The sequence below is a fragment of the Streptomyces sp. BRA346 genome (genome assembly GCF_052851135.1).
On record NZ_JAIWIH010000010.1, the window covers coordinates 30327 to 53336 of the forward strand.

20 protein-coding genes, 1 tRNA gene and 1 pseudogene are annotated in these 23010 nt (G+C 73.6%); 10 read left to right on the top strand and 12 right to left on the bottom strand.

Features of this window, described 5'->3' with window-relative positions; all coding sequences use genetic code 11:
- A complete protein-coding gene (locus LCH29_RS15170) occupies positions 1-222 on the bottom strand; it encodes a hypothetical protein (RefSeq protein ID WP_446462259.1) in 222 nt (73 codons plus the stop codon).
- 248 nt (positions 223-470) lie between these two features.
- Between LCH29_RS15170 and LCH29_RS15175 the strand changes: the two genes are divergently transcribed.
- The 6 genes and pseudogenes from LCH29_RS15175 (at position 471) to LCH29_RS15200 (ending at position 6517) form a co-directional block, all read left to right on the top strand.
- Positions 471-1295, top strand: a complete 825-nt coding sequence (locus LCH29_RS15175) for an AfsR/SARP family transcriptional regulator (protein ID WP_446462260.1) — start codon at positions 471-473, stop codon at positions 1293-1295.
- A 320-nt stretch (positions 1296-1615) separates the two neighbouring features.
- A pseudogene (locus tag LCH29_RS15180) lies at positions 1616-2188 on the top strand (cyclase family protein); the annotation flags it as partial.
- A gap of 5 nt (positions 2189-2193) precedes the next feature.
- The gene (locus LCH29_RS15185) at positions 2194-3441 is read left to right on the top strand and encodes an FAD-dependent monooxygenase (RefSeq protein WP_446462261.1); all 1248 of its coding nucleotides are present in this window, start codon (positions 2194-2196) and stop codon (positions 3439-3441) included.
- A 137-nt stretch (positions 3442-3578) separates the two neighbouring features.
- Complete coding sequence (locus LCH29_RS15190; RefSeq protein WP_446462262.1) at positions 3579-4535, top strand: NAD-dependent epimerase/dehydratase family protein; 957 nt, start codon at positions 3579-3581, stop codon at positions 4533-4535.
- A complete protein-coding gene (locus LCH29_RS15195) occupies positions 4532-5206 on the top strand; it encodes an SDR family NAD(P)-dependent oxidoreductase (protein WP_446462263.1) in 675 nt (224 codons plus the stop codon). Before LCH29_RS15190 ends, LCH29_RS15195 begins: the two co-directional genes overlap by 4 nt.
- A gap of 12 nt (positions 5207-5218) precedes the next feature.
- Positions 5219-6517: a nucleotide disphospho-sugar-binding domain-containing protein gene (locus LCH29_RS15200; RefSeq protein ID WP_446462264.1), complete on the top strand. Its 1299-nt coding sequence runs from the start codon at positions 5219-5221 to the stop codon at positions 6515-6517.
- 18 nt (positions 6518-6535) lie between these two features.
- Here LCH29_RS15200 and LCH29_RS15205 read toward each other — a convergent pair.
- The 7 genes from LCH29_RS15205 to LCH29_RS15235 form a co-directional block, all read right to left on the bottom strand.
- Positions 6536-6609 (bottom strand) — tRNA-Lys (locus tag LCH29_RS15205).
- A 67-nt stretch (positions 6610-6676) separates the two neighbouring features.
- A complete protein-coding gene (locus LCH29_RS15210; RefSeq protein ID WP_446462265.1) occupies positions 6677-7339 on the bottom strand; it encodes a bifunctional DNA primase/polymerase in 663 nt (220 codons plus the stop codon).
- Positions 7340-7499: 160 nt separating this feature from the next.
- On the bottom strand, positions 7500-7865 hold the full coding sequence (locus LCH29_RS15215) for a hypothetical protein (protein WP_446462266.1): 366 nt from the start codon (positions 7863-7865) through the stop codon (positions 7500-7502).
- Positions 7866-8043: 178 nt separating this feature from the next.
- The gene (locus LCH29_RS15220; protein ID WP_446462267.1) at positions 8044-9411 is read right to left on the bottom strand and encodes an AAA domain-containing protein; all 1368 of its coding nucleotides are present in this window, start codon (positions 9409-9411) and stop codon (positions 8044-8046) included.
- Positions 9412-9643: 232 nt separating this feature from the next.
- A complete protein-coding gene (locus LCH29_RS15225; protein WP_446462268.1) occupies positions 9644-11296 on the bottom strand; it encodes a hypothetical protein in 1653 nt (550 codons plus the stop codon).
- Positions 11287-12567 (bottom strand): hypothetical protein, encoded by a 1281-nt coding sequence (locus LCH29_RS15230; RefSeq protein ID WP_446462269.1) that lies wholly within the window; start codon positions 12565-12567, stop codon positions 11287-11289. Before LCH29_RS15230 ends, LCH29_RS15225 begins: the two co-directional genes overlap by 10 nt.
- Positions 12452-13531, bottom strand: coding sequence for a phosphatase PAP2 family protein (locus LCH29_RS15235; RefSeq protein ID WP_446462270.1), 1080 nt, complete (start codon positions 13529-13531; stop codon positions 12452-12454). Before LCH29_RS15235 ends, LCH29_RS15230 begins: the two co-directional genes overlap by 116 nt.
- A 299-nt stretch (positions 13532-13830) precedes the next feature.
- Between LCH29_RS15235 and LCH29_RS15240 the strand changes: the two genes are divergently transcribed.
- Positions 13831-14424, top strand: a complete 594-nt coding sequence (locus LCH29_RS15240) for a histidine phosphatase family protein (protein ID WP_446462271.1) — start codon at positions 13831-13833, stop codon at positions 14422-14424.
- A gap of 37 nt (positions 14425-14461) precedes the next feature.
- On the opposite strand, the gene LCH29_RS15245 is transcribed toward LCH29_RS15240, so the two are convergent.
- Entirely contained in the window at positions 14462-15880 is a 1419-nt protein-coding gene (locus LCH29_RS15245) for a tetratricopeptide repeat protein (protein ID WP_446462272.1), read from the bottom strand.
- A gap of 195 nt (positions 15881-16075) precedes the next feature.
- On the opposite strand from LCH29_RS15245, the gene LCH29_RS15250 reads away from it, so the two are divergent.
- The 3 genes from LCH29_RS15250 to LCH29_RS15260 all read left to right on the top strand — a co-directional run bounded on the left by LCH29_RS15250 (position 16076) and on the right by LCH29_RS15260 (position 18804).
- Entirely contained in the window at positions 16076-16489 is a 414-nt protein-coding gene (locus tag LCH29_RS15250) for a hypothetical protein (protein WP_425473052.1), read from the top strand.
- 103 nt (positions 16490-16592) lie between these two features.
- Positions 16593-17486: a spermidine synthase gene (locus tag LCH29_RS15255; RefSeq protein WP_446462273.1), complete on the top strand. Its 894-nt coding sequence runs from the start codon at positions 16593-16595 to the stop codon at positions 17484-17486.
- A gap of 145 nt (positions 17487-17631) precedes the next feature.
- Positions 17632-18804: a chitinase gene (locus LCH29_RS15260; protein ID WP_446462274.1), complete on the top strand. Its 1173-nt coding sequence runs from the start codon at positions 17632-17634 to the stop codon at positions 18802-18804.
- A gap of 53 nt (positions 18805-18857) precedes the next feature.
- Here LCH29_RS15260 and qcrB read toward each other — a convergent pair whose 3' ends face one another.
- The 3 genes from qcrB to LCH29_RS15275 form a co-directional block, all read right to left on the bottom strand.
- Entirely contained in the window at positions 18858-20456 is a 1599-nt protein-coding gene (gene qcrB, locus LCH29_RS15265) for a cytochrome bc1 complex cytochrome b subunit (protein WP_446462275.1), read from the bottom strand.
- Positions 20457-20601: 145 nt separating this feature from the next.
- Positions 20602-22008 carry a GH1 family beta-glucosidase gene (locus LCH29_RS15270; protein ID WP_446462276.1) on the bottom strand — a complete coding sequence of 469 codons (1407 nt, stop codon included), beginning with the start codon at positions 22006-22008 and terminating at the stop codon, positions 20602-20604.
- Positions 22009-22102: 94 nt separating this feature from the next.
- Complete coding sequence (locus LCH29_RS15275; protein WP_446462277.1) at positions 22103-23008, bottom strand: carbohydrate ABC transporter permease; 906 nt, start codon at positions 23006-23008, stop codon at positions 22103-22105.
- Positions 23009-23010: the final 2 nt, after the last annotated feature.

Genomic DNA, 23010 nt, shown 5'->3' on the forward strand with positions numbered 1-23010 from the left:
TCATTCCCCGCCGAACGTGCAGATGCAGATACGCGGCGCGACGACCGGCCAGGAGGCGTCGGTGAGCTCCTCGATGACCAGGTCGTCCAGGTTGTGCGGGTCGTCCAGGCCGTGCGGGTCGTCCGGGGCGTCCAGGGCGTTCAGGTCGTTCGGGTCGAGGTCCGGCGGGGCCGGGACACCGCCGTCGGCCGCGGGTTGCGGGGGGATGGAGGCTTCCGTCATCACAGGCTCTCCTCGGGGTGGGAGGCGGTCGTGGACCGGGGCCGCGGCGGGGCCGCCGCCGCGGTTCAGTGCCGCCGTCATCGCCAGGGTGTGAATTTGTCATGGGCCGACCTCCCAGGACTCATACCGAGTTCGGTATTCCGGCACTGGTCGGAGGCACCGCTCACCCGCGAGTCTTTTCTGTGCCTCGATGGCACGGCCGCGCGGCCAGGAGGCACCTGACGGACCGTTGACGGAGGTACAGGACCATGGACATCAAGGTGTTGGGGCCGCTGAGCGTCGAGGCGTGCGGTCAGTCGATCGTGCCCAGCGCGGGCAAGCCGCGGCAGATCCTTGCACTGCTTTCCGTCTACGCCAACCAAATGCTGCCGGTGCCCACTCTTATGGAGGAAATCTGGGGCACGCAGATGCCACGCAGTGCGCCCACCACCTTGCAGACGTACATCCTTCAGCTCCGCCGCAGGCTGGCCGCCGCTTACGGCCCCCAGGCGCCGCAGGCCTCGAAGGACGTGCTGGCCACCCGGTACGGCGGCTATGTCCTGGAGGCGCAGCCGGGCGCGGTCGACATCCATGAGTACGACCGGCTGGTGGCCGCCGGGCGCGACGCACTCGACGCCGGGGACGACGCCGAGGCGTCCCTGCTGCTGCGCGAGGCGCTCGCGGTCTGGCGCGGTCCGGCGCTGGTGGACGTGCGGGTCGGTCCGGTCCTGGAGATCGAGCTGGCCCGGCTGGAGGAGAGCCGCCTCGGCGTCCTGGAGCGCCGCATCGAGGCCGATCTGCGGCTCGGCCGCCATGCCGAACTGCTGACCGAGCTCACCGAGCTGACCGCCCGCCATCCGCTGCACGAGGGGCTGCACGCCCAGTGCATGGCCGCCCTGTACCGGGCGGGCCGCCCGTGGCAGGCGCTGGAGGTCTACCAGGGGCTGCGCGCCCGGCTCGTCGAGGACCTGGGGCTGGAGCCCTCGCCGCGGCTCCAGAAGCTCCAGCAGGCGGTGCTGGCCTCCGACCCCGCGCTCGACCTCGACCTCGAAGGGCACTGGCGCCGCCCGGTGCTCGACCTGTTCGCCGCCTGACCCGCCGCTCCGTACGGTCCGTCCCGCGCCCCGCCTGACCGCTCCACCCGCCGCACAGGCCCCGTCACCTCCCCAGGGCCCGCCCGGTGACCTCCCCCCGAACGCCCGGCGCCGCCCTTCAGCCGGGTCTGCTACGGCTCCGCTGCCCGATCCCCCCGCGCGGGCAAGCGGAGCCGTAGTGCATTTCCCGCCGCACGACCATCGACTCCCGCCGACTCCCACCGACCCGAACGTCCGCCGCCCCGAACGCCCGCCGACCTCCCGCCGACCGCTCGTCCGACACCAGCCGAGGGGGTGCCTTGCGCATCATCGACCTGTCCACACCGGTGGACGCCCCCGCGCCCTGCGGTGCCCCCGGTGCGCGCGGGATGTCGCGCGTCATCGACCGGATGCCGGTGGAGTGGTTTCTGCGCCCGGCGCACGTCCTGGACATCACCGGTGCCGACCCGGACACCCGCACCGCCGGGGTCGAGGACATCGAGAAGGCGCTCGCCCGCACCGGCTGTCGCCCCCGCCCGCTGGACGTCGTCCTGCTGCACACCGGTGCCGCCTGCTGGGCCGGTACGCCGCGCTACTTCACCGACTTCACCGGCCTCGACGGCCCCGCCACCGACTACCTCCTCGACCTGGGGGTCCGGGTGATCGGCACCGACGCGTTCAGCCTCGACGCGCCCTTCCACGACATGATCCGCCGCTATCACGCCACCGGCGACCGGTCGGCGCTGTGGCCCGCGCACTTCGCGGGCCACCGCCGGGAGTACTGCCAGATCGAGCGGTTGGCGCGGCTGGACACCCTGCCGCCCACCGGGTTCCGGGTCGCCTGCTTCCCCGTGAAGACCACGGGTGCGGGCTCGGGCTGGACCCGCGCGGTGGCCCTGCTCGACGAGGTGTGAGTCCGGTGGCGACGGCGCACCAGGAGGTCGACACCGAGGTCTGTGTGGTGGGCGGCGGCCCGGCCGGTCTCGTGCTGGCGCTGCTGATGCTGCGCTCGGGGGCGCGGGTGACGGTGCTGGAGCGCGCCCGCGCGCACGAGCGGGAGTCCCGCGGCGAGATCCTCCAGCCCGGCGCGCAGGCGCTGCTGGACGAGCTGGGGGTGCTCGCCGGGGCGCGGGCGCGCGGCGCCCAGGAGCACGACCGGTTCCGGCTGTTCGAGGGCGAGCGGATGCTGCTGGAGGCCGACTACCGGCTCCTCCCCGCCCCGTACGACCATCTGCTGTCCCTTCCCCGCACGCATCTGCTGGACGAACTCCTCGCCCATTGCCGCCGCTCGCCCGACTTCCGCTATCTGCCCGGCCGGAGGGTCGGCGGCCTGGTGTGGCGGGACGGGCGGATCGCCGGGGTCACCGCCGACGGGCCGGACGGCCGCTGCACCGTGCGGGCCCGGGCCGTGGTCGGTGCGGACGGCCGCTACTCCCGGGTCCGGCGGCTGGCCGGGATCGGCGCGGGCCGCACCGAGGCGCTGCACCACGTGCTGCTGTGGTGCACCCTCAGGGCGGGCGGCGCGCATGCCCCGCCGCTCCGCGAGGTGCGGGTGTTCCGCACCGGGGACGGCCCGGTGGTGGTCTACGGCTCGTGGCCGGACCGCATACACCTCGGCTGGACGCTGCCGCAGCACGGCCACCGCGCCCTCACCGCGCTCGGCCCGGACCGGGTCAGGGAGCGGCTCGCGCGCGCCGTGCCGCCGTACGCCACGGCCATCCGCGAACAGATCCGCGCCCTGGGCGACCTCGGGCTGTTGGACGTCTTCTCGGCCCGTGCCCGGCGCTGGGTGGACGACGGGCTGGTGCTGATCGGCGACGCCGCCCACACCCATGGCCCGATCGCCGCCCAGGGCATCACCCTCGCCATCCAGGACGCGGTGGTGCTGCACCCCGTGCTGGTCGGTGCGCTGGCCGCGGGGGACGTCGGCGCGGATCGCCTCGCCGCCTTCGAGGGGCGCCGGGAGCCCGATGTCGCGGCCGTCGTACGGATGCAGGCCCGGCAGAGCCGGGCCCTGCTCTCGGGCGGCGCGTTCGCCACTCGTGTGCGCCCGTATCTCTCCCGGGCGCTGCGCCACACCCCGCTGCACCGCAGGATGCTCCAACGCATCGCGTACGGCGGCCCGGTGATCCGCGTCGTGGATGCCAGGGTGTGCGGGCGCCCCTGAGCGGGCGGCGCGCGGCGGCCCGGTCCGGGGCGGCACCGGCGCCGGGTCGAGGCGGGCTCAAGTCACGGCGGCGACCATGGCGTACTCAGCAACGCCATCCGGGAACGACCGCGAGGAGGGCGCCGATGGTGCCGAGGGTGTCAGACGCAGCGGGGCTGTCCGTCGTGGTGCTCGGCGGCACCGGCGCCCTGGGCGGTGCGGTCCAGCGCGCGTTCGAGGCCGCGGGCGCCCGGGTGCTGGTGGTCTCCCGCCGGGAGCCGGAGCCCGGAGAGGCCGTCTCCTGGGCCGGGCTGGATCTGACCCGCGCCCCGTCCGGGCAGCTCGCGTCCCTCCTCGCCGGGGCCGCCGCCGATGTCGTGGTGAACGCGGCGGGGCTCACCCACGGCGGCACCGAGAAGCAGTTGGCCGAGGCCAACGCCGGGCTGGTGCGCACCCTGGTGGAGGCCGCCGCGGCGCTGCCGTACCGGCCCCGGCTGGTGCAACTGGGCACCGTCCACGAGTACGGCCCGGTGTGCCGGGGCGTCGGCATCACCGAGGATCTGCCGCCCGCGCCGATCAGCGCGTACGGCCGCACCAAACTGCACGGCGCACAAGCCCTGCTGCGCGCCACCCGGGCCGGTGCGGTGGACGGCACGGTGCTGCGGATCGCCCATGTCTTCGGCCCCGGCGCGCCCCGCGCCGACCTCCTGGGCACCGTCGCCCGCCATCTGGCTTCGCGCTGTCCGGGTCCGCTGCGGCTGGAACCGCTGGAGGGGCGCTGGGACTTCGTGGACGTCCGGGACGTCGCCGCCGCGGCCCTCGCGGCGGCGACGGCGCCCCGCGCGAGCGGGCAGGTCGTCAACATCGGCTGTGGCCAGGCGCTGAGCGTGCGCAGGCTGGTGGAGCGCATGATCGTGCTGAGCGGGCTCGGCGTGCCGCTGGTGGAGGAGCCGGGCGCCGGCGGTCACCCTCCGGGCCCTGCCTGGCAGCGGGTGGACATCTCCCGGGCCCGGCTGCTGCTGGGCTGGCGGCCGCGGTTCGGCACGGTCCGGTCGCTGCGCGACCAGCTGGCCGAGGCGGGGGCGCCGGACCGCGCGATGGCGGCGCGCCCATGATGGACCTCGGTTTGGACGGGCGCACGGTCCTGGTCACCGGCGCCACCGGCGTCGTCGGCCGGGCCGCCGCCCGCGCCTTCGCGGCACAGGGCGCCCGGGTGGCGCTGGCCTTCCGGAACCGCCGCGAGACCGCCGAGGAGCTGGCCGCCGAGCTGGCGGGCCCGGACGGCAACCAGGCGTTCGCCGTGCCGTACGCACTGGAGGACTCCGCGTCGCCGCGCTGGGTCGTGGCCGCCGTCGAGGAGCGCTGGGGCGCACTCGACGTCCTGGTGGCGAACGCGTGGCGGCGGGGCGCGCGCTGCGATTCGCGCGCCCGTTTCGAGGACATCCCCGAGGGGGACTGGCTGCCGGTCGTCGCGGACAGCCTCGCCCCGGTGATCCGTACGGTGCAGCGCGCCGTCGTCGGGATGCGGGAGCGCGGCTGGGGCCGGATCGCGCTGGTGTCCTCGCGCCGGGTGCCCGACGAGTTCCACGGCGCGGCCGAGGCCGGGCTGCACGGCCTGGCCCGCGGCCTCAGCGGGCAGGTGGCGGCGGACGGCGTGCTGGTCAACGCGGTGTGCCCGGAGGGCGCGCCCTCCGGGGCCGGAGCCGCCGCGCAGACGCTGCTGTTCCTGTGCTCGGGGGCCAACACCCGTCTCACCGGCCACACCCTCACGCTCACAGGCGGCTGACCGGGAGGGATCGTGCGCGTCCTGTTCACGACCTGGGCCCCGGGCGGGCATCTGATCGCGCTGGTGCCGCTCGCCCGGGCCTTCCTCGCGGCGGGCCACCAGGTGCGGGTCGCGGTCCCGGGCGGCTGCGCGGCGGCGGTCGCCCGGGCCGGGCTGATGCCGGTGCCCGCCGGGGTGCTGCCCCGCGCGCTCGGCCTGCCACCGGCCGTGGCGCGCCGCTCGCGCGGCATCTGGCCCGCGGACTGGCCGGTGCGGCCCGGTGTGCTCGGCCCCGAGCAGCACGGGGTGCTGCGCGCCCTCGGCGACCGGCGGGTGGCCATCGCCGAGGCGATGGCCCAGGGGCTGGTGGCCTACGCCCGCTGCTGGCAGCCGGAGCTGGTGGTGCACGACGCGAGTACGTACGCGGGCACGGTGGCCGCGGCGGCGCTGGGCGTGCCCGCGGTCGGCCAGCTGTGCGGGAGCGCGGCGCTGCTGCGCCTCGACCGGCAGCGGCTGGACGGCCCGCCGCTGCCCGGCTATGCACGCCTGATGCGGCGCTACGGGGCGGATCCGGCGCGCGAACCGGAGCTGTGGCTCGACCCCTGCCCGCCGAGCCTGGCGCTGCCGTCGCCGGAGCGGCGGCTTCCGGTGCGGTTCGTCCCGTACGAGTCGCCGTACGAGCCCCCGTACGAGCCCCCGTACGAGATGCCCTACGAGTCGCCGTACGGGGCGCCACGCGGGGCGTACGAGGGGGCGTACGACGCGGTGGGCGAGCCGTCGTACGACTCGACGCGCCGGGGGCCGGTCCCCGCGCCCACCCGCATCTGTGCCGCGTGGGAGGACCCAGCGGGCCCGCCCGAAGCCGTACGGGCGGCGCTGCGGGCGGCCGAGGCGCGCGGGGTGGAGGTCGTCCGGCTGGGTACCGCCGCGGTGGGGCCGCCGCCCGCCGGACCGCTGCACCGGGTGCTGCCGGGCTGCCGCGCGGTGCTCCACCAGGGCGGCGGGGCCGCCGTCCTGGCCGCGGCGGTGGCCGGGGTGCCCCAGCTGATCGTCGCGCCCCGCCCGGAGCAGCAGCTCAACGGGGCGCGGGTGGCCCTCACGGGCGCCGGGGCGCACACCCCCGCCGCGCTCCTCGACGGTTCGCCGCGCACCGCCCGGGCGGCCGGTGCCCAGCTGGCCCGGGACCTCTTCGCCCTGCTGGAGCAGCCCTCGTACGTGGTCGCGGCCCGTGCGCTGCGGGAGGAGGCCCGGTCGATGCCCGGCCCGGAGGCGGCGGTCGTGCGGCTGACGGCCCGCCCCGAGGACATACGAAAGGCCCCTCACACGTGGTGAAGGGCCTTCGCATGTCGGTGCGCCGCCAGGGACTCGAACCCCGGACCCGCTGATTAAGAGTCAGCTGCTCTAACCAACTGAGCTAGCGGCGCCTGCTGACGTAGGAGACCTTAGCACCCGGGTCAGGCGAAGCGAAAATCGATATCTTTCAGGCCGCTCTCAGCCCGGAAAAAGGGCGGGTGCGCTGGTCACAGCCCTGTCGTCGGCGTCCGTGCCATCGGCGTCCGTACCCCCCGTGTCCGTGCTCTCCATGTCCGTATCGGCGGTGGCACGGAGCGTGCGGGCCGCCCGCACACAGGCCCACAGCAGCACCTCGGGCCCGGGCAGCCAGGGGCTGCGGACGTCGGGGGCGACGAGCCAGCGGGGCGAGGGCGCGTCGTACGAGGCGATCTCCGCCGGGGGCTCGGGATCCGCCGGGCCGGGGTCCAGGGGGTACAGGGGCGGCACGGTCACCGTGTCTCCCCAGCCGTAGCAGAGCAGCGGTGGGGCGGCGCCGCCCCACTCCTCCCAGCCGAGCAGCGCGGGCAGCCGCTGGGCCGAGCCCGGGGTGGCGAACAGCAGGACCCGGCCGCCCTGGGCGGCCACCGGACCCGTGCCGGGCCCATCGGTCCATAACCGGCTGACCACCCGGCGCCCGAAGAGCGCGTCCATGCTGACGACGTCGAATGCGGTGCCGCACGGCAGCGGGACCGAGGTCGCCGGATGCTGTGCCCAGAGCGCGTGGACGCCGCGGGGGGTCCGGCTGGCGGAGGCGAGCCAGTCCGCGCCGGCCGGGGTGACGTAGGCGGCGGTGTGAAGTGCGTCCCGAGGCGTTCTGCTCATGTTTCTACAATTACCGTCGGTGGACGAGGTGTCGGGGGATGCGGCAAAACCAGGACATGACGCGGGGCGATGGGGTACCTTCCGCCCGCATATGCCCCCGGCGCGTGATCACGGCAGGACGCCACGCGTTCGTGCGGGTTTCTCCTACGGAGTACGCCCATCAGTCTGGTAGCTCGCCGCTTTGTATCAGTTCGCGACCGAACTCGATCATCTTTTTGGCGTAGTCCTCGGTCCACTCCGCCCGCTCGGCGATCACGGCGGGGGTCAGCCGGTCGAACCGCCGCGGGTCGGCGAGCTGCGCGGCCGCCATCGCCTGGAACTCCATGGCCCGGTCCGTCGCCGCGCGGAACGCGAGCACCAGCTCGGTCGAGCGGGTGAGCAGTTCGCGTGGATCCTCGATCGATTCCAGGTCGAAGAAGTGCGCCTCGTCCTTGACGGCGGCGGCCGGTTCGAAGAGCAGCGCGGCTGGTTTCATTCGCCGTGGCGCGCCGCCGTGCGGGCCTTGAGCCGCATCCGGCTCGGGCATGTGATCTCTCCTCCTGGGTCGTGGGACACGATCGGTTCGCGGTGCGTCCTGCTCCCATTGTCGCGCGGGAGGCAAGACCGCCGCCCCCACCAGGGGTGTCTCCCCATCGGCCCCTCCTCCGAACCCAGCGCCCGGCTCCCGGCCACCGGTCCGGGGCCGGGCGGAGGCACGACACCCCCTACGGCCGCCAGGAGACGCGGTGTTCGGCCAGGTGCGACAGAACGGCGTGATTCGCCTCCCACCCGTCCGGGAACTTCACCGTCACCCCCAGCTGCACCGGTTCCGTCGACGGATGCTCGTCCAGCAGCTCCGCCACCCCGGCCCGGCACACCACCACACACGCGTGCCGGTGCCGCGACGCCAGCACGCACAACCGGCCCGTCTCCAGGTGGAAGGCTGTCGCGTCCGGGCGGCCGGACAGCGGGTGCAGCACCACCGTCAGATCGAACTCACGTCCCTGGAGGCGGTTCGCCGTATCGATGGTGACGCCCGACACCCCCAGCCCCGCCAGCGCCGCCCGCACGGCCGCCGCCTGGTCGCGGTGCGCGGTGCCGACGGCGATCCGGTCGGCGGTCAGCGGCACCGGCTCGTCGGCGCGCTCGCTGACCGCCGCGCCGCCCCGGTCCAGCGTCCGCCGGACCACCTGGGCCACGGCGGCCACCGCCTCCGGGTCGGTGCGCGGCGTACGGCGGGCCGGAAGCTCCAGCAGACCCCACCCCGAGACGGCGGCCTCGTCCAGCACCCGGTCCGGCCCGGAACCGTCCGAGGGCACCCCGAAGCTCAGCCGCCGGTCACCGTGGTCGGTGCCGCTGCGGAAGGGCGTGTACGGATAGAACGCGTCCGAGACCAGCGGCGCGGCCGACGCGGGCAGCCGCCAGGACACCGGCAGCCGGTGCTGCGGCAGCCGCGGATTGTGGGCCAGGAGCGTGGTCACCGCGCTCGCCGACGGGTCGTACGAGAGCCCCGCCCACTGATCGGCGCCCACCACGCTGAACGGGTCGAGCTGCCCGGGGTCGCCGACGAACAGCGCCCGCTCGAAGAGCCCCGCGACGGCCAGCAGCGCGTCCGAGCGCATCTGGTACGCCTCGTCCACGATCGCGTGGCTCCACGGCTCGACGTTCTTGACGTGCGCCCATTTCGCAGCGGTGGACACCACGATGCCCAGCCCGGCCAGATCGGCGGCCTTCGCCGAGCAGCGCACCGCCGGATGATCGTCGAGCACCGGGTCGTACGGATGCGGATCGCTGCTGTGCAACCGGCCGACCGGAAGGTCCGGGTCCGCCGTGGCGAGCCGGTCCACCAGGTCATCCACCTGTGCGTTGGTCTGCGCGACCACCATCAGCGGCCGCCCGGCGGCGGCCAGCTCCCGGGCCGCCCGGACGACCAGCGTCGACTTGCCCGCGCCGGGCGGGGAGTCCACGACCACACCGCGGTGGGTGCCGTGCAGCGTGTCGTGCAGGATCGCGTCGGTCGCGCGCGCGGCCGCGGCCGACGGGTCGAACGGCTCGCCCCTCCCCGTACGGGCCGCCCGGTCCGTGGCGATCACCGTGAACCTCCGAAGATGCCCTGGTCTTCAGATCGGGAGGAATCGGACGAGACGGCTGGTACGAGGTCCGGTGTGCTGAGCGAGAACCAAGCCAGCACAGCGACTCCTTTGCTTGTAATGCCGAACCGGGCTGGTTCCAACCCGGCTGGTGTTGATCGTGGGAGACCTGTCGACCCGCGGGGCCGCAGGCGACGTGAGCCAGGAATCCCCCTGCTGTCAGCTGGGGGAGGGGTCAAAGATAGTCCTCCTCGGTCACGGGGTCGGCGTCCTGCGCGGCCGGGTCCGGCGGGCCGCCGTGGGTCCACGGGGTGCTCTCGGGGTCGGGCAGCTCGGGCCCACCCCGGGGTGCGTGCTCGAACAGCGTCCAGCACACCCGGTCGCCCGGCTCGGGCACCGAACCCGGCTCCGGCTCCTTGCCCCGGCCCATCCCACCGGTCAGCCGGACGACGAACGCGGCGGAGGCCCTTCCGGGCGCCCCGGCCTCCACAGGCTCCGAAGGCTCCCTGGATTCCGCGGGCTCCCCGGAATCCTCAGGCTCCTCGGGCTCCCCGGCGAACTCCGCGGTCTGCGTCCGGCCGTCGTCCATCACCCGGTACAGCTTGACCCGCTCGGCCAGATGCGGACGGTCCTCGGTGCGCACCGTGACCAGCGGCCTCGGCCGCGGCACCTTCGCCTCCGACCAGGCCATCTCCACCTCGGTGACCTCGCCCGCGAACGCCTCCCCGGACAGCCGCCGCCCGGCCATGACCAGCGGATCGTCCAGCGCCTCCTGGGCGTCCAGCTGGGCCTGCGCCGTCTCCCGCGCCGCGAGCTTCTGCGCCGCCGTCACCGCGTCGTCCCGCTTCGGCTGGGGCGGCTCACCGGCCCGGATCCGGTCCCGGTGGGCCGTGTACGACCAGCGGTCCCGCTTCCAGCGGTCCGCAACCCGCGCCCCCTCCGGCAGGTCCCGCAGCAGGTCCACACCCCGCCACAGCGCGTCCCAGGTGGGCCGCAGCTGGGACGCGATCAGCTCGCGCAACTCCGCCTCGGCCGCCCGCAGCCGCGCCTCCCCGCTCGCCACGCCGCCGGTCACCTCGGAGCGCGCCGCGTCGTACCGGGACATCGCCGGGGCCAGCAGCTTGTTGTCGAACGCCGGGTCGGTGGCGGGTCCCGCGGGCGGGTACAGCAGCTGTCCGTCCCCGTCCCGCGCCGTCTCGGTGTGCAGCGCCGCCTCCGCGCCCGGGACGCCCTCCGGCGGGTCGATCCAGGCCAGCAGCGACCCCAGGTGCTGGTCCTCCAGGTTGCTCTGCCCGGTCGCCCAGTGCCGCCCCAGCAGCTCGGTCAGCGACAGCAGCAGCGAGGAGCCGGGCACCCGGGACCGCTCCCCGTAGTGCGTGAGCCACCGGCCGAGGAGCGGTACGCGCGCGGGCGCCGGGAACGGCGTCTCCGGGTCCTGCTCGGCGGTGCGCCGGAACCGCATCGACCGCCCCAGCAGCCGGACGAACGCCACGCCCGCACCGCTGGGCACCAGCAGCTGCGGCGCGTCCGCGCACAGCTCGACCTGGACCGGCACCTTCTTCCCGGTCTCCGGGTCGGTCTCCTTGCGCTCCTCCAGCTCGACGTCGTCCGCGTACCCCTCCAGGTACGGAAGCATCTCCTCCGCCAGCTCGGCGAGGAACGCGAACCGCAGATCACGGTTGCGCGGCTGCGCCACGACCAGCAGCCGCGGCGCGTCCCGGTCGGTGCCCACCAGGGCTCCGAGCGGCGCGCCCGTCTCGCCCGCGGTGGTCAGCGGCACGAACGCCAGCGGCCGCTGCGAGAGATGACGGTGCCGCACCGTGGCGACCGGCCGTGCCCGGCCCTCCCGGACGGCCTCCATCCGGGCCAGCGTGGTGATCAGCGACATACCGCCTCCGCAGACCGCGCGGCGGTGGCGAGGGCCTCGGCGCGCAGGGCCGCCGCGCGCCGCAGGGTGTCCACGGCCGGGTCGCCGGTGGGCTCCGCACCGCCGGACTCCAGGGCGGCCGCGAGCACCGCCTCGACCGTGGTGAGCCCGCCCAGCTCGCCCCGGACGCCGCGCCCCAGCGACTCGACGGCGCCCGCCTCCCGGGCCCGCGCCCGGCAGTGGAGGGCCAGTTCGCAGGTGGACAGGCACTCCGGCGCGTACGCCGCGTCCACCGTCTCGACGGCGGCGGTCAGCTCCTCGACGGGCCGGGTCGGGGTCCGGCCGTCCTCGGCGAGCCGCAGGTCGAAGGTGGTGCCCTCGGGGAGGGCGGCGGCGATCTCCTCGATCCGGGTGAGGCGGCCCAGCTGCCGCCGGGTCACGGCGAGCTGCTTGCGCACGTCGACGAGTTCGGCGGTGGGCAGGTTGGAGAAGTCCTTGGGGCAGACGAGCAGCACCTGGTGCCGCACCCGGGCCGCGACGCCGTCCTCCTTGCCCTCCGGGCCCTCCGTGACCTCCCCGAGGTGGGCCGCGATCCGCTCGAGGGCCAGGGCGTAGACGGCCGACTGCCGGGCCGCCGCGCCGACCTTGGCCGGGTCGGCGGCGCCGTCCACCATGGGGAAGGACTTGATCTCGATGACGGTCCAGGAGCCGTCCGGGTGCACCACGACCGCGTCCGGCTCCAGGAAGGCGGGGGAGCCCGCGACGTCCAGGCTCACCATCGGATGGTCGAGCAGCGCCCACTGCCCCGCCGCGGTGGCTTCCCGCAGCGCCAGCGCCGTACGGGCCGTGCGCCCCTGGGGACCGGCCGCGGTCAGGTCGGGGGCCGCGGTGGTGTCCGGGTCGGGCGGGTCCGAACCGTCGGCCAGCCGCTCGTGCAGCAGCCGCGTGAGCAGTGCGCCGCGGTCGGCCTTGACCCGGGCCTCGAAGGTGTTGCCGCGCTGGTGGGCGAACTGGGACTGGCCGAAGGGCGCGGGTGCTCCGAGCGCCCGCGCGAGGGCGCCCTTGTCGACCCCGGCGCCGTCGAGCAGCGCGCGGCGGCGGCAGCCGGGGTTGGACGCCAGCGCGGCCAGCGCGCGGGCGTCCATCGGATGCGGAACGGCGGACGGGCCGCGCAGCTCAGCGAGCTGTTGCCGGAGCGCCGTCGCCGGCTGCCGCGGAGCTTCCGCCCGCGCCGGTCCCCCGGCCGCGTCCGGCACCGGCACCGGCTTCCCGTCCGCCGCCGTCGCCGCCATCCGTACGTTGCCTGTCCGCGCCCCTGCCCTGCTGTCGGGGGATCCGTTCCCGTTCACGGGCCGAAGTCTCGCACTTGTCACTGACATTCGTGGCCGCACCCGCAGGTTCGGCGGGCTCTCCGGCGGTGATTCCGGCGGCGCCCGCCTCGGCGGAGGCGTCGGCGGTACGGGTCGCGGTGGCGGCGCGGGCCGGGGCGAAGCGCTCGCGGACGGCGCTCGCAAGCCGCAGCGCGGGCCGGGTCAGCAGCGCTCCGGCCCCGACGGCGGCGGCACCGGCGGCCGCGTCGAGGAAGTAGTGGTTCGCGGTGCCCATCACCACGAGGGTGATGACCAGCGGATAGACCACGGCGATGATCTTCGACCACACCGAGCGCCCCTGCCACCACAGCGCTATCCCGCACCACAGCGCCCAGCCCACATGGAGGCTCGGCATCGCCGCGTACTGGTTGGTGAGTCCGCCCATGCCGCGCGGCGCGCTCGCGTCACCGCCCCACCAGCCGTACGAGCTGTACTGGGCCATCGTGTCGACGAAGCCCTGGCCCGCCTCCAGCAGCCGCGGCGGGCAGGTCGGCACCACGACGAAGCCGATCAGGCCGATCATCGTCGTGATCAGCAGCCAGGTGCGGGCGAAGCGGTAGTCCGCGTTCCGGCCGCGCTTCCACAGCCACACCAGCACCGCCGGGGTGGCCGCGTAGTGCAGCGACGCGTACACGAAGTCGGCCGGTATGCCTATCCAGGCGTGGCGGGTGAACAGGTCGTTGAGCGGTGACTCGAAATCGATGTTGAACCGCCGCTCGAAACGGAGGATTCCCAGGCCGTGGTTGACGGCCGTGGTCACATCGCCTTGGCCCAGAAGCCGACCGCCCGCGTACGCGAGGTACACCACCGCGATCAGCGGCAGCTCGGTCCACCAACGGGGCCGACTGCCCAGTGACACTCCGGCACGGGGCACGGTATGGGGCATCCGGACGCTCTCCCAGTCAAAAATCAGGCGGCCACGACATGGCGCGCGATCAACCGTACGGTGTAGTCGAGGCGGCCCCCGCACCGCCCCCGGGGTCCCACGGCTGACGACCGCGCGAGGAGGAAGACGCCGGGAGTCCCCCCGAGGTTGCCTCTCGATCACGTGCGCGATGATGGTTGGACAACGGACGGACAGAGATCTGTTCCCCTGGGCGCGTAGAGCGCAGGTATCCGCGGGCGGTCACGTGTCACGGCGCACGGGGCGCGCGGCAGGCACGTTTCCGGTGAAAGGCGACCCCCATGGCACCACGCATCCTCCTGGCCCGGCACGGACAGACGCAGTGGTCGCTCCTGGGCAAGCACACCGGCCGTACGGACATCCCGCTGCTGGACGAGGGGCGGCGCGGCGCCAAACTGCTCGGCGAGCGGCTGCACCAGTCCCCGTGGGCGGGCCTGCCGGACGTCGAGGTGCGCACCAGTCCGCTCGTACGCGCCGGGGAGACCTGCGAACTCGCGGGCTTCGGCGACCGGGCGAGCGAGTGGGACGCCCTGCTGGAGTGGGACTACGGCGCCTACGAGGGGATGACCCCGGACGAGATCAAGGCGACCCGCCCCGGCTGGCTCATCTGGCGCGACGGCGTCCCGGAGGGCGAGTCCCTGGCCGCGATCACGGCCCGGGCGGACGCGGTGGTGGAGTGGGCGCGCTCCGCCGACCGCGATGTGCTGGTCTTCGCGCACGGCCACATCCTGCGCACCCTGGGGGCCCGCTGGCTCGGCTACGACGCCTCCTTCGCGGCCCGCATACGCCTCGACCCCACGTCCCTGTCGATCCTGGGATGGGCGTACGGCGAACCGGCCATCGAGCGCTGGAACGACACCGGGCACCTGGCCTGACCTCCGGTCACGGACGGGAGGACGTGGGAGGGCACCGTCAGACCGGGCTCTCGCGAACGGCCTGCTGATAGCGGGCGAGGAAGTCCGCGACCGACGCGTTGCGGCCGTGCGGGCGCAGCAGCCGGGCGGTGTCCTCCAGCATGCGGCGGATCCGGGAGGACGTGACCTGGTTCAGCAGGCCCAGGGCGCGGTCCGCCGCCGCGGCGGCCGCCTCCGGCTCGCCGTCCGCGACCAGGTCGCTCGCCAACTCGGTGGTGAACAGGGCGATGTTGCGCGTGAAGTGGGGCTTCTGGAGGGAGACCGCGCGGCGCGCGTGCTCCGCCGCGCGCCCCCAGTCGCCCAGGGCCGACCAGCACTGCGCCTCCAGCCCCTCCAGTTCGGCCTCGCCGAAGAAGGTCATCCACTCCGGGTCGTCGTCGCAGGGGCCGCGGCCGAAGAGCGTCTGGGCGCGCAGCAGGGCCCGTTCGCAGCCGCTGCGGTCCGCCAGCCAGGCCCGGCCGCCCGCCTCGCGCAGCGCGATGAGCGACAGCAGCCGGGGCGACGCCAGCCGCCGCGCGGCCCGCTGCGCGGCCTGGGCGGCGCGTACGGCCTCGCGCGGGCGCCCGGCGTCGCGGGCGAGGAAGGCGGTGTTGCAGAACGCGTGGGCCTCCAGGGCGGGATCGCCCGTGACGCGTGCGGTGGCGAGCGCCTCCGCGTAGTGCGAGCGGGCGTCGGTGAGCCGTCCTGAGTCGTGGGCGAGCCAGCCCACCGAGATGGCCAGTTCGCCCGCGCCCGCGTACAGCCGCTCCACGACGGACCGGCCGTAGCCGCCCGCGTCGAGCAGCGCGTACGCGGCGCTCAGCGGGCGCGCGGTGTGGATGTAGAGGCTGTCCGCGCCGTGCCGGTCGTCCAGCAGCCGGATCCGGCGCACGGCCTCCTCCACGGCGGCCGCCTCGGCCTGCCCGGCCCGCCGGGAGGTCCGCACGGCGTCGGCGGCGGCCGCCGCTCCACCGGCCATGAACGCGCGCCGTAGCAGTTCGCTCTCCTCGAAGACGTCGATGTCGGCCGGGGCGCGGCGCTCCGGCTCCGGCCGGGGCAGTGGCTCCGGGCGGGATACCGGTTCCGGGCCGGGCAGCGGTTCCGGGCGGGGCGCCGGGACGGCGGCGGGCCCGACCGGGCGGCCCCGGACCGCCTCGCGGGGGGTGAACCCCAGGTCGGTGAGGGCGCGGCCGGGGAACATATGGCGGAAGACCCGCTCGTAGGCGTAGTTGGGGCAGCGGATCGCCCCCGACTCGACACGGCCGATGTAGCGCGCGTCGCAGGAGACCTGTTCGCCGATCTCGCGGGCCGCGCGCCGTACGGACGCCGCGAACTCGGCCGGTGAGAGCTGCCCGCGTAACAGCCGGAACGCGGTGTTCGGCCGCAGTGACGAGGATGAAGATGAAGGGGATGACGGGGATTCCGGAAGCGGCCTCATGTGACCCTCCCTACGGTGCTGCACGGTGCCGCCGTGTCGGCGGGGGAGAACCGTACCGGTTGCGACGTTCTCGCCATTCGGATATTCCCGGCAATAAAGACGAAACGCCCGCGATCTGCCATGAACTGCCATCCTTTACGGCGGCATTCGGCCGTAGCCGTTGACACTGCCGAGCGTTGAACCCTGTGCAACCCGATGAAGAGGGAGGCCGGAGTGGATATCAGCCGCTCGCGGACGACTGCCCAACATCACCAGCGCCAGGACTGCGATCTGGTCACCGTGCCCGCCCGCCAGGGGCTGGAGGCGGTGGACATCCTGCGCCGCGGCTGCGACGGCCTCGGCCCCGTGATGCACGACAACGCCTGCGACACCCTCGGCTTCCTGGTGCCCCCCGGCACCGCGGACGGCTGGGACATGCCGGGCAGCGACTGCACCCAGACGGCCGGGCGCGGCATGCGGATAAGCGACGGCGGCGCCCCGGGTCAGGGCGCCACCCACTGGCTGGTGCCGCCGGACGCCGCGTACAGCGGCGCCACCGACCCCGCGGAGCTGCGCGCCGCGCTCGGTGAGGCGGCCCGCACCATCGAGGCCGTCGACCGCTGTCAGTAGAGCTGGCCGGAGCAGCCCCGGGCCGGAGTACCCCTGGTCGGCATGGGCCCTGGCCGGCGGACCGGCGGACCGGCTGTCGGTGGCCCGGCTCATACTGGGGCACATGGCGAAAGGCACGAAGAAGCGAGCGGCGGCGCGCGGGCGCGCGGCAGGCCGGGGGCGCACCCCCGAGCCGATCACCGCACCCGTCGACGGGGGCCTCGCCGAGCTGGTGCCGGACCGCGACCGCCCGCGCGGCTGGACGCTGCTGCTGGACGGCAAACCGCAGTCCCACGTGGACCTGGACGACCCCGCCCACCTCGACTTCGAGTATCAGCGGCGGCTCGGCCACGCCGCCGATCTCGCCGCCCCGCCGGGGCGCCCGCTGCACGCCGTCCATCTGGGCGGCGGCGCCTTCACCCTGGCCCGCTACATCGCGGCGACCCGGCCCCGCTCCACCCAGCAGATCGTCGAGATCGACGCCGCGCTCGTCCAGTTCGTACGGCGCGAGCTGCCGCTCGACCCCGGCGACCGGATACGGGTGCGGGGCACCGACGCCCGGGCCGGGCTCGCCAAGGTGCCCGAGGGGTGGGCCGATCTGGTCATCGCGGACGTCTTCAGCGGGGCCCGCACCCCCGCGCACCTGACCAGCCTGGAGTTCCTGGCCGAGGTCCGCCGGGTGCTGCGCCCCGGCGGACTGTACGCGGCGAACGTCGCGGACGGCCCGCCGCTGGCCCATCTGCGCGCCCAGATCGCCACCGCCCGCGCCGCGTTCGCCGAGGTGTGCCTGACCGCCGACCCCGCCGTGCTGCGCGGCCGCCGCTTCGGCAACGCCGTCCTGCTGGCCGCCGACCACGAGCTGCCGGTGGCCGAGCTGACCCGCCGCGCCGCCGGGGATCCGCACCCCGCCCGGGTCGAACACGGCCGCGCGCTGGCGGACTTCACCGGTGGCGCGGTCCCGGCCACCGACGCGACCGCCACGCGGTCCCCGGCGCCTCCGGCGGCCGTCTTCGACTGACCGGGCCTCAGTTGTGCCTCCCGGTTGTTCAAGCGGGTCAGGAAAACTGTGCGTCTTGTGAAGATCTTTTCGTGAGTGCCGATACCCGGCCGTTACCGTGGCGCGCGTACGACGACCCCCACTTCCGTATGCAGGGCAGGCACACGTGACGAGCCGCAGGTACCGCCGCCGCACCATGAGCCGGAGCACGATGGCGATGGGAGCCACCGCCGCCGTTCTCGTGGCGGGCGGGGCGGCGTTCGCGCTGAGCAGCGCGACGGACGACGGCGGGGACACGGCGGGAACGGCACCGGACTTGGGCGCGGGCACCGGACCGGGGACCGGGCCGGGCACCGCGCCAGGGACGACACCGGGCACGACGCCAGGCACGACGCCGGGGACGGCACCGGGGAAGCAGCCGGGGAACGGGGCGGGGGAGGTCGCGAACGCGCGCTTCGCCCCGTACATCGACACCTCGCTCCACGCCCCCTACGACATGGTGGGCACCGCGAAGAAGACCGGCGTCAAGGAGTTCACCCTCGGCTTCGTCTCCCCCGGCGGCGGCTGCACCCCCAAGTGGGGTGGCAGGACCGGGCTCGGCGCCGACAAGGTGGCCCGGCAGACGGAGGCGCTGCGCGCGGAGGGCGGGGACATACGGGTGTCCTTCGGCGGTCAGGCCGGGTCCGAACTCGCACTGGCCTGCTCCTCGGTGGACCAGCTGACCGCGGCGTACAGCCAGGTCGTGGACCGGTTCAAGCTCACCAAGGTCGACTTCGACATCGAGGGCAAGGCGCTGGAGAACGCCGCGGCGAGCACCCGCCGTGCGCAGGCCATCGCCGCGCTCCAGAAGCAGAAGCCCGGTCTGGACGTCTCGTTCACCCTGCCCGTGATGCCCACCGGCCTCACCCGCGACGGCGCCGAACTGGTCGCCGACGCCCGGAAGAACGGGGTGAAGGTCTCCGCCGTCAACATCATGGCCATGGACTACGGCAGCTCCTTCGACGGCGACATGGGCCGGTACGCGATCGACGCGGCCACCGCGACGCAGAAGCAGCTCAAGCGTGCCCTCGGGCTGGGCGACGCGGCGGCGTGGAAGACCGTCGGCGTCACCCCGATGATCGGCGTCAACGACGTCAAGAACGAGATATTCACGGTTGACGACGCCACGGAGCTGGTGCGGTTCGCCCGGACCAAGGGGCTGGGCAAGCTGTCGATGTGGTCCGCCACCCGCGACAAACAGTGCGCGGGCGGCACCCAGGCCACGGCGTCGGCGATCTGTAGCTCGGTCGAGCAGGGCGCGCTCGCGTTCACCAAGGCGCTGGGCGGCTACCGGGGCTGACCCGCCGAAGGGCCCTGCGAAAGGGCTCTGCGGAAGGGCTCTGCGGAAGGGCTCTAGTGGTGGGGGCTCTCCTGGTGCTCCCGGTACTCCTCGGCCGTCGGCTTGGCGATCTGGCCGCCGTCGCCGAAGTAGAACTGGGACAGCCGCGCCCGCAGCCGCTCCTTGCGGGTCAGCTTCCGTTCGACCCCGGCCCCGTCCACGGCCGGTGGCAGCTCCAGGGGCTCGTACTGCTCGTAGGCCGTCAGCGTGTACCGCTCGCCCGGTGACAGCGGCTCGTGCACCTCGATGTACTCGCCGTGCGGCAGCCGCTGGATGATGCCGGTCTCGCGGCCGTGCAGCACCTTGTCCCGGTCGCGCCGCTGCAACCCGAGACAGACCCGTCGGGTGATGGCGAACACCACGAGCGGCACCACGAAGAAGCCGATCCGTCCGGCCCAGGTGATCGCGTTGATCGACAGATGGAAGTGGGTCGCGAAGAGGTCGTTGCCGCCGCCGATCAGCAGGACCGTGTACAGGGCGATCCAGGCGGCGCCGAAGGCGGTGCGGGTGGGGGCGTTGCGCGGGCGCTGGTTGAGGTGGTGTTCGCGCTTGTCGCCGGTGATCCAGGCTTCGAGGAACGGATAGAGCCAGATGGCGAGCAGCACCATCGGGAAGACCACCAGGGGGATGAAGACGCCGAGGACCAGGGTGTGGCCCCACAGGTTGATCTCCCAGCCCGGCATCAGCCGGATCAGCCCCTCGGAGTAGCCCATGTACCAGTCGGGCTGGGCGTCGGTGGAGACCTGGTCGGGCCGGTAGGGGCCGTACATCCAGATCGGATTGATCTGGGCGATGCCCGCCATCAGGGTGGTGACGCCGAAGACGAGGAAGAAGAACCCGCCGGATTTGGCGACATAGACCGGCCACAGCGGGGGACCCACGATATTCATGTTCTTCTTGCCGGGCCCGGGCTCATGGGTGTGCTTGTGATAGACGAGCAGAATCATATGGAGGGCCAGCAGGCCGAGCATGATACCGGGGATGAGCAGGACGTGGAGGGTGAAGAGCCGGGAGATGACGATCGTCCCGGGGAACTCTCCGCCGAAGAAGAAGAACGACAGATACGTGCCGACGATCGGAACCGACAGCATCGCGCCCTCCATGAAGCGCAGCCCGGTGCCGGACAGCAGGTCGTCGGGGAGCGAATAGCCCATGAAGCCGTCGAACATGCCGAGAATCAGCAGTCCGGCGCCGGAGAGCCAGTTGATTTCGCGCGGCTTGCGGAAGACGCCGTTGAAGAACGTGCGCATCATATGGGCGATCATGCTCGCGATGAAGAGCACGGCCGCCCAGTGGTGGATCTGCCGCATGAGCAGGCCGCCGCGTACGTCGAAGCTGATGTCCATGGTGGACTCGAACGCCTGGGACATGCGGATGCCATTGAGCGGCTCGTAGCGGCCGTGGTAGACCACCTCGTTCATCGCGGGCTCGAAGAACAAGGTGAGATAGACGCCCGTCAGAATGATGATGACGAACGTGTACAGGGCGATCTCACCGATCAGGAAGGACCAGTGGTCGGGGAAGACCTTCCGCAGATTGGCCTTGGCCATCTTGAAGAGGCCGACCCGCCCGTCGAACCACCCGGCAAGTGCCTCGCCCTTTGCTTTGCTCATATCTCATGCATTTACCAGCACATTCCGCCGTCCGCCCCGTCGGCCGGGCGTGTGGCCCACGCCGTAATCCATTCGGGGGAGGGAGCGGCTCCGCCCACCCCCCCCAGGCTGGGCGGAGCCGCGGTCTTTGTCGCGTCCGGAGCGGCTACGCCTCCGGCAGCTCTCCGGTGCGGGCGACCTCCGCGTACCAGCGGGCGCTGGACTTGGGGACGCGGGCCTGGGTGGGGTAGTCGACGTAGACCGCGCCGAAGCGCTTGCTGTACCCGTACGCCCATTCGAAGTTGTCCATCAGCGACCACAGGAAGTAGCCGCGCAGATCGGCGCCGTCCGCGATGGCCCGGTGGGCGGTGGCCAGGTGGGCGCGCAGGTACTCGATCCGCTCCGGGTCGTGGACCTTGCCGTCCGCGTCCGGTTTGTCGTCGTACGCGGCGCCGTTCTCGGTGATGTAGAGCGGCACGCCCGGCGCCTCACGGGTGTAGCGCATCAGCAGCTCGTACAGTCCGGTCGGGTCGACGGTCCAGCCCATCTCGGTGCGGTCGCCCGGCGTCTGGTGGAACGCGACCCGTTCGGAGCCCGGCCAGGGGGAGTGGGCGCTGGCGCCGTGGCCGTCGTGGCGGGCGGGCCGGTCCCCGTTGTCGGTGGCGGCTGATACCAATGAGGGCGTGTAGTAGTTGATGCCGAGCGCGTCGAGGGGGTGCTTGATGACGGCCAGGTCGCCATCGCGGACGAAGGACCAGTCGGTGATAGCCGCCGTGTCCTCGATGAGGTCGCTCGGATACGCGCCGCGCAGCAGCGGCCCGCTGAACACCCGGTTGGCCAGCGCGTCGATACGGCGCTGAGCGTCCAGGTCCGCGGGGTCCTGGGTGAGCGGGCGGATCACGGCCGGGTTGAGGCTGATGGCGATCTGGGCGCGGGCCGGGAGGACGGCCCGCAGCGCCTGCGCGCCGAGGCCGTGGGCCAGGTTGAGGTGGTGGGCGGCGCGCAGCGGGGCGAGCCGCTCGGTGCGACCCGGGGCGTGCACCCCGGAGCCGTAGCCGAGGAAGGCGCTGCACCACGGCTCGTTGAGGGTGGTCCAGTACTCGACGCGGTCGCCCAGCGCCTCCGCGACGATCCCGGCGTACTCGGCGAACCGCTCGGCCGTCTCGCGTTCCGGCCAGCCTCCTGTGTTTTCCAGCTCCTGGGGGAGGTCCCAGTGGTACAGGGTCAGCACCGGCTGGATCCCGGCGGACAGCAGCTCGTCCACCAGGCCGCGGTAGAAGTCCAGCCCGCGCTGCACCGCGGGCCCGCGGCCGGTGGGCTGGACGCGTGACCAGGAGACGGAGAAGCGGTATGCCGCCAGGTTGAGGTCGGCCATGAGCCGGATGTCCTCGCGGAAGCGGTGGTAGTGGTCGACCGCCACATCGCCGGTGTCGCCGCCGAGCACCTTGCCGGGGGTGTGGCTGAAGGTGTCCCAGATGGACGGGGTGCGGCCGTCCTCCTGCGCGGCGCCCTCGATCTGGTAGGCCGCGGCGGCCGCGCCCCACAGGAATCCGGGCGGGAAGGAAAGGGTCATGGAAGCGCTCCCATTCGAGGTGAGGGTGTGGGGAGGGACGGGGGAGAGGGAGGCGAGGGCGGTGCGGGCCGTGCGGACGGCGCGGGCGGGTGGCTCAGCCCTTGACCGCGCCCTGCATGATGCCTCCCACGATCTGCTTGCCGAAGAGCACGAACGCGATCAGCAGCGGCAGGGTGCCGAGCAGTGCCCCCGCCATGATCACCGACTGGTCGGGGACATAGCCGCGGCCCAGTCCGTTCAGCGCGACCTGGACGGTGGGGTTGCCGGTCTGGGTGAGTGCGATGATCGGCCAGAAGAAGTCGTTCCACGCCTGGACGAAGGTGAGCATCCCCAGCACGGCCATGGCCGGGCGGGCCGCCGGGAAGACGATGTGCCAGATGATGCGCAGACTGCTGGCGCCGTCCACCCGGGCCGCCTCGATCAGCTCCGTCGGCAGCGCCTGGGTGAGGTACTGCCGCATGAAGAACACCCCGAAGGCGGTCACCAGCGTCGGCAGGATGACGGCCTGGAGCTGGTCGGTCCACTCCAGCTTGGCGACCATCATGTACAGCGGTACCACGCTGAGCTGGGGCGGCACCATCATCGTCCCGATGGTGAGCATCAGCAGCAGGTTCTTGAAGCGGAAGCGCAGCTTGGCGAAGGCGAACCCGGCGATGGTGGAGAACAGCACGGTTCCGACCGAGATGGTCCCGGCCACCACGGTCGTGTTCAGCAGCGCCTCGCCCATGTTGGCGTCGTTCCACGCCACATCGAGGTTGTGGAACAGGTTCCCGCCGAACCAGAACGGCGGCGGGGTCTCGGCGAGCCGGGTGTTGGTGCGGGAGGCGGCGATGGCGGTCCACACCAGCGGGAAGAGCGAGCCGATGGTGAACAGGATCAGCACGGCGTAGGTGATCTTCCCGCCGTGCAGCTGCCTGCCCGCGCGGTTACGGCCCTTCCGCCCGGCCGGGGGCGGTGCGGGCGGTGCGGACGCCGGCCGGGAAGACACGGTGGCGGTCATGG

What these genes read in the sequence shown, in the direction of transcription:
- LCH29_RS15225 (WP_446462268.1), bottom strand. Translation starts at nt 11,296, where the DNA reads ATGTCGCTGATCACCACGCTGGCCCGGATGGAGGCCGTCCGGGAGGGC.
- LCH29_RS15245 (WP_446462272.1), bottom strand. Translation starts at nt 15,880, where the DNA reads ATGAGGCCGCTTCCGGAATCCCCGTCATCCCCTTCATCTTCATCCTCG.
- LCH29_RS15235 (WP_446462270.1), bottom strand. Translation starts at nt 13,531, where the DNA reads ATGCCCCATACCGTGCCCCGTGCCGGAGTGTCACTGGGCAGTCGGCCC.
- LCH29_RS15170 (WP_446462259.1), bottom strand. Translation starts at nt 222, where the DNA reads ATGACGGAAGCCTCCATCCCCCCGCAACCCGCGGCCGACGGCGGTGTC.
- qcrB (WP_446462275.1), bottom strand. Translation starts at nt 20,456, where the DNA reads ATGAGCAAAGCAAAGGGCGAGGCACTTGCCGGGTGGTTCGACGGGCGG.
- LCH29_RS15230 (WP_446462269.1), bottom strand. Translation starts at nt 12,567, where the DNA reads ATGGCGGCGACGGCGGCGGACGGGAAGCCGGTGCCGGTGCCGGACGCG.
- LCH29_RS15195 (WP_446462263.1), top strand. Translation starts at nt 4,532, where the DNA reads ATGATGGACCTCGGTTTGGACGGGCGCACGGTCCTGGTCACCGGCGCC.
- LCH29_RS15255 (WP_446462273.1), top strand. Translation starts at nt 16,593, where the DNA reads ATGGCGAAAGGCACGAAGAAGCGAGCGGCGGCGCGCGGGCGCGCGGCA.
- LCH29_RS15175 (WP_446462260.1), top strand. Translation starts at nt 471, where the DNA reads ATGGACATCAAGGTGTTGGGGCCGCTGAGCGTCGAGGCGTGCGGTCAG.
- LCH29_RS15240 (WP_446462271.1), top strand. Translation starts at nt 13,831, where the DNA reads ATGGCACCACGCATCCTCCTGGCCCGGCACGGACAGACGCAGTGGTCG.
- LCH29_RS15210 (WP_446462265.1), bottom strand. Translation starts at nt 7,339, where the DNA reads ATGAGCAGAACGCCTCGGGACGCACTTCACACCGCCGCCTACGTCACC.
- LCH29_RS15250 (WP_425473052.1), top strand. Translation starts at nt 16,076, where the DNA reads ATGAAGAGGGAGGCCGGAGTGGATATCAGCCGCTCGCGGACGACTGCC.
- LCH29_RS15270 (WP_446462276.1), bottom strand. Translation starts at nt 22,008, where the DNA reads ATGACCCTTTCCTTCCCGCCCGGATTCCTGTGGGGCGCGGCCGCCGCG.
- LCH29_RS15215 (WP_446462266.1), bottom strand. Translation starts at nt 7,865, where the DNA reads ATGCCCGAGCCGGATGCGGCTCAAGGCCCGCACGGCGGCGCGCCACGG.
- LCH29_RS15275 (WP_446462277.1), bottom strand. Translation starts at nt 23,008, where the DNA reads ATGACCGCCACCGTGTCTTCCCGGCCGGCGTCCGCACCGCCCGCACCG.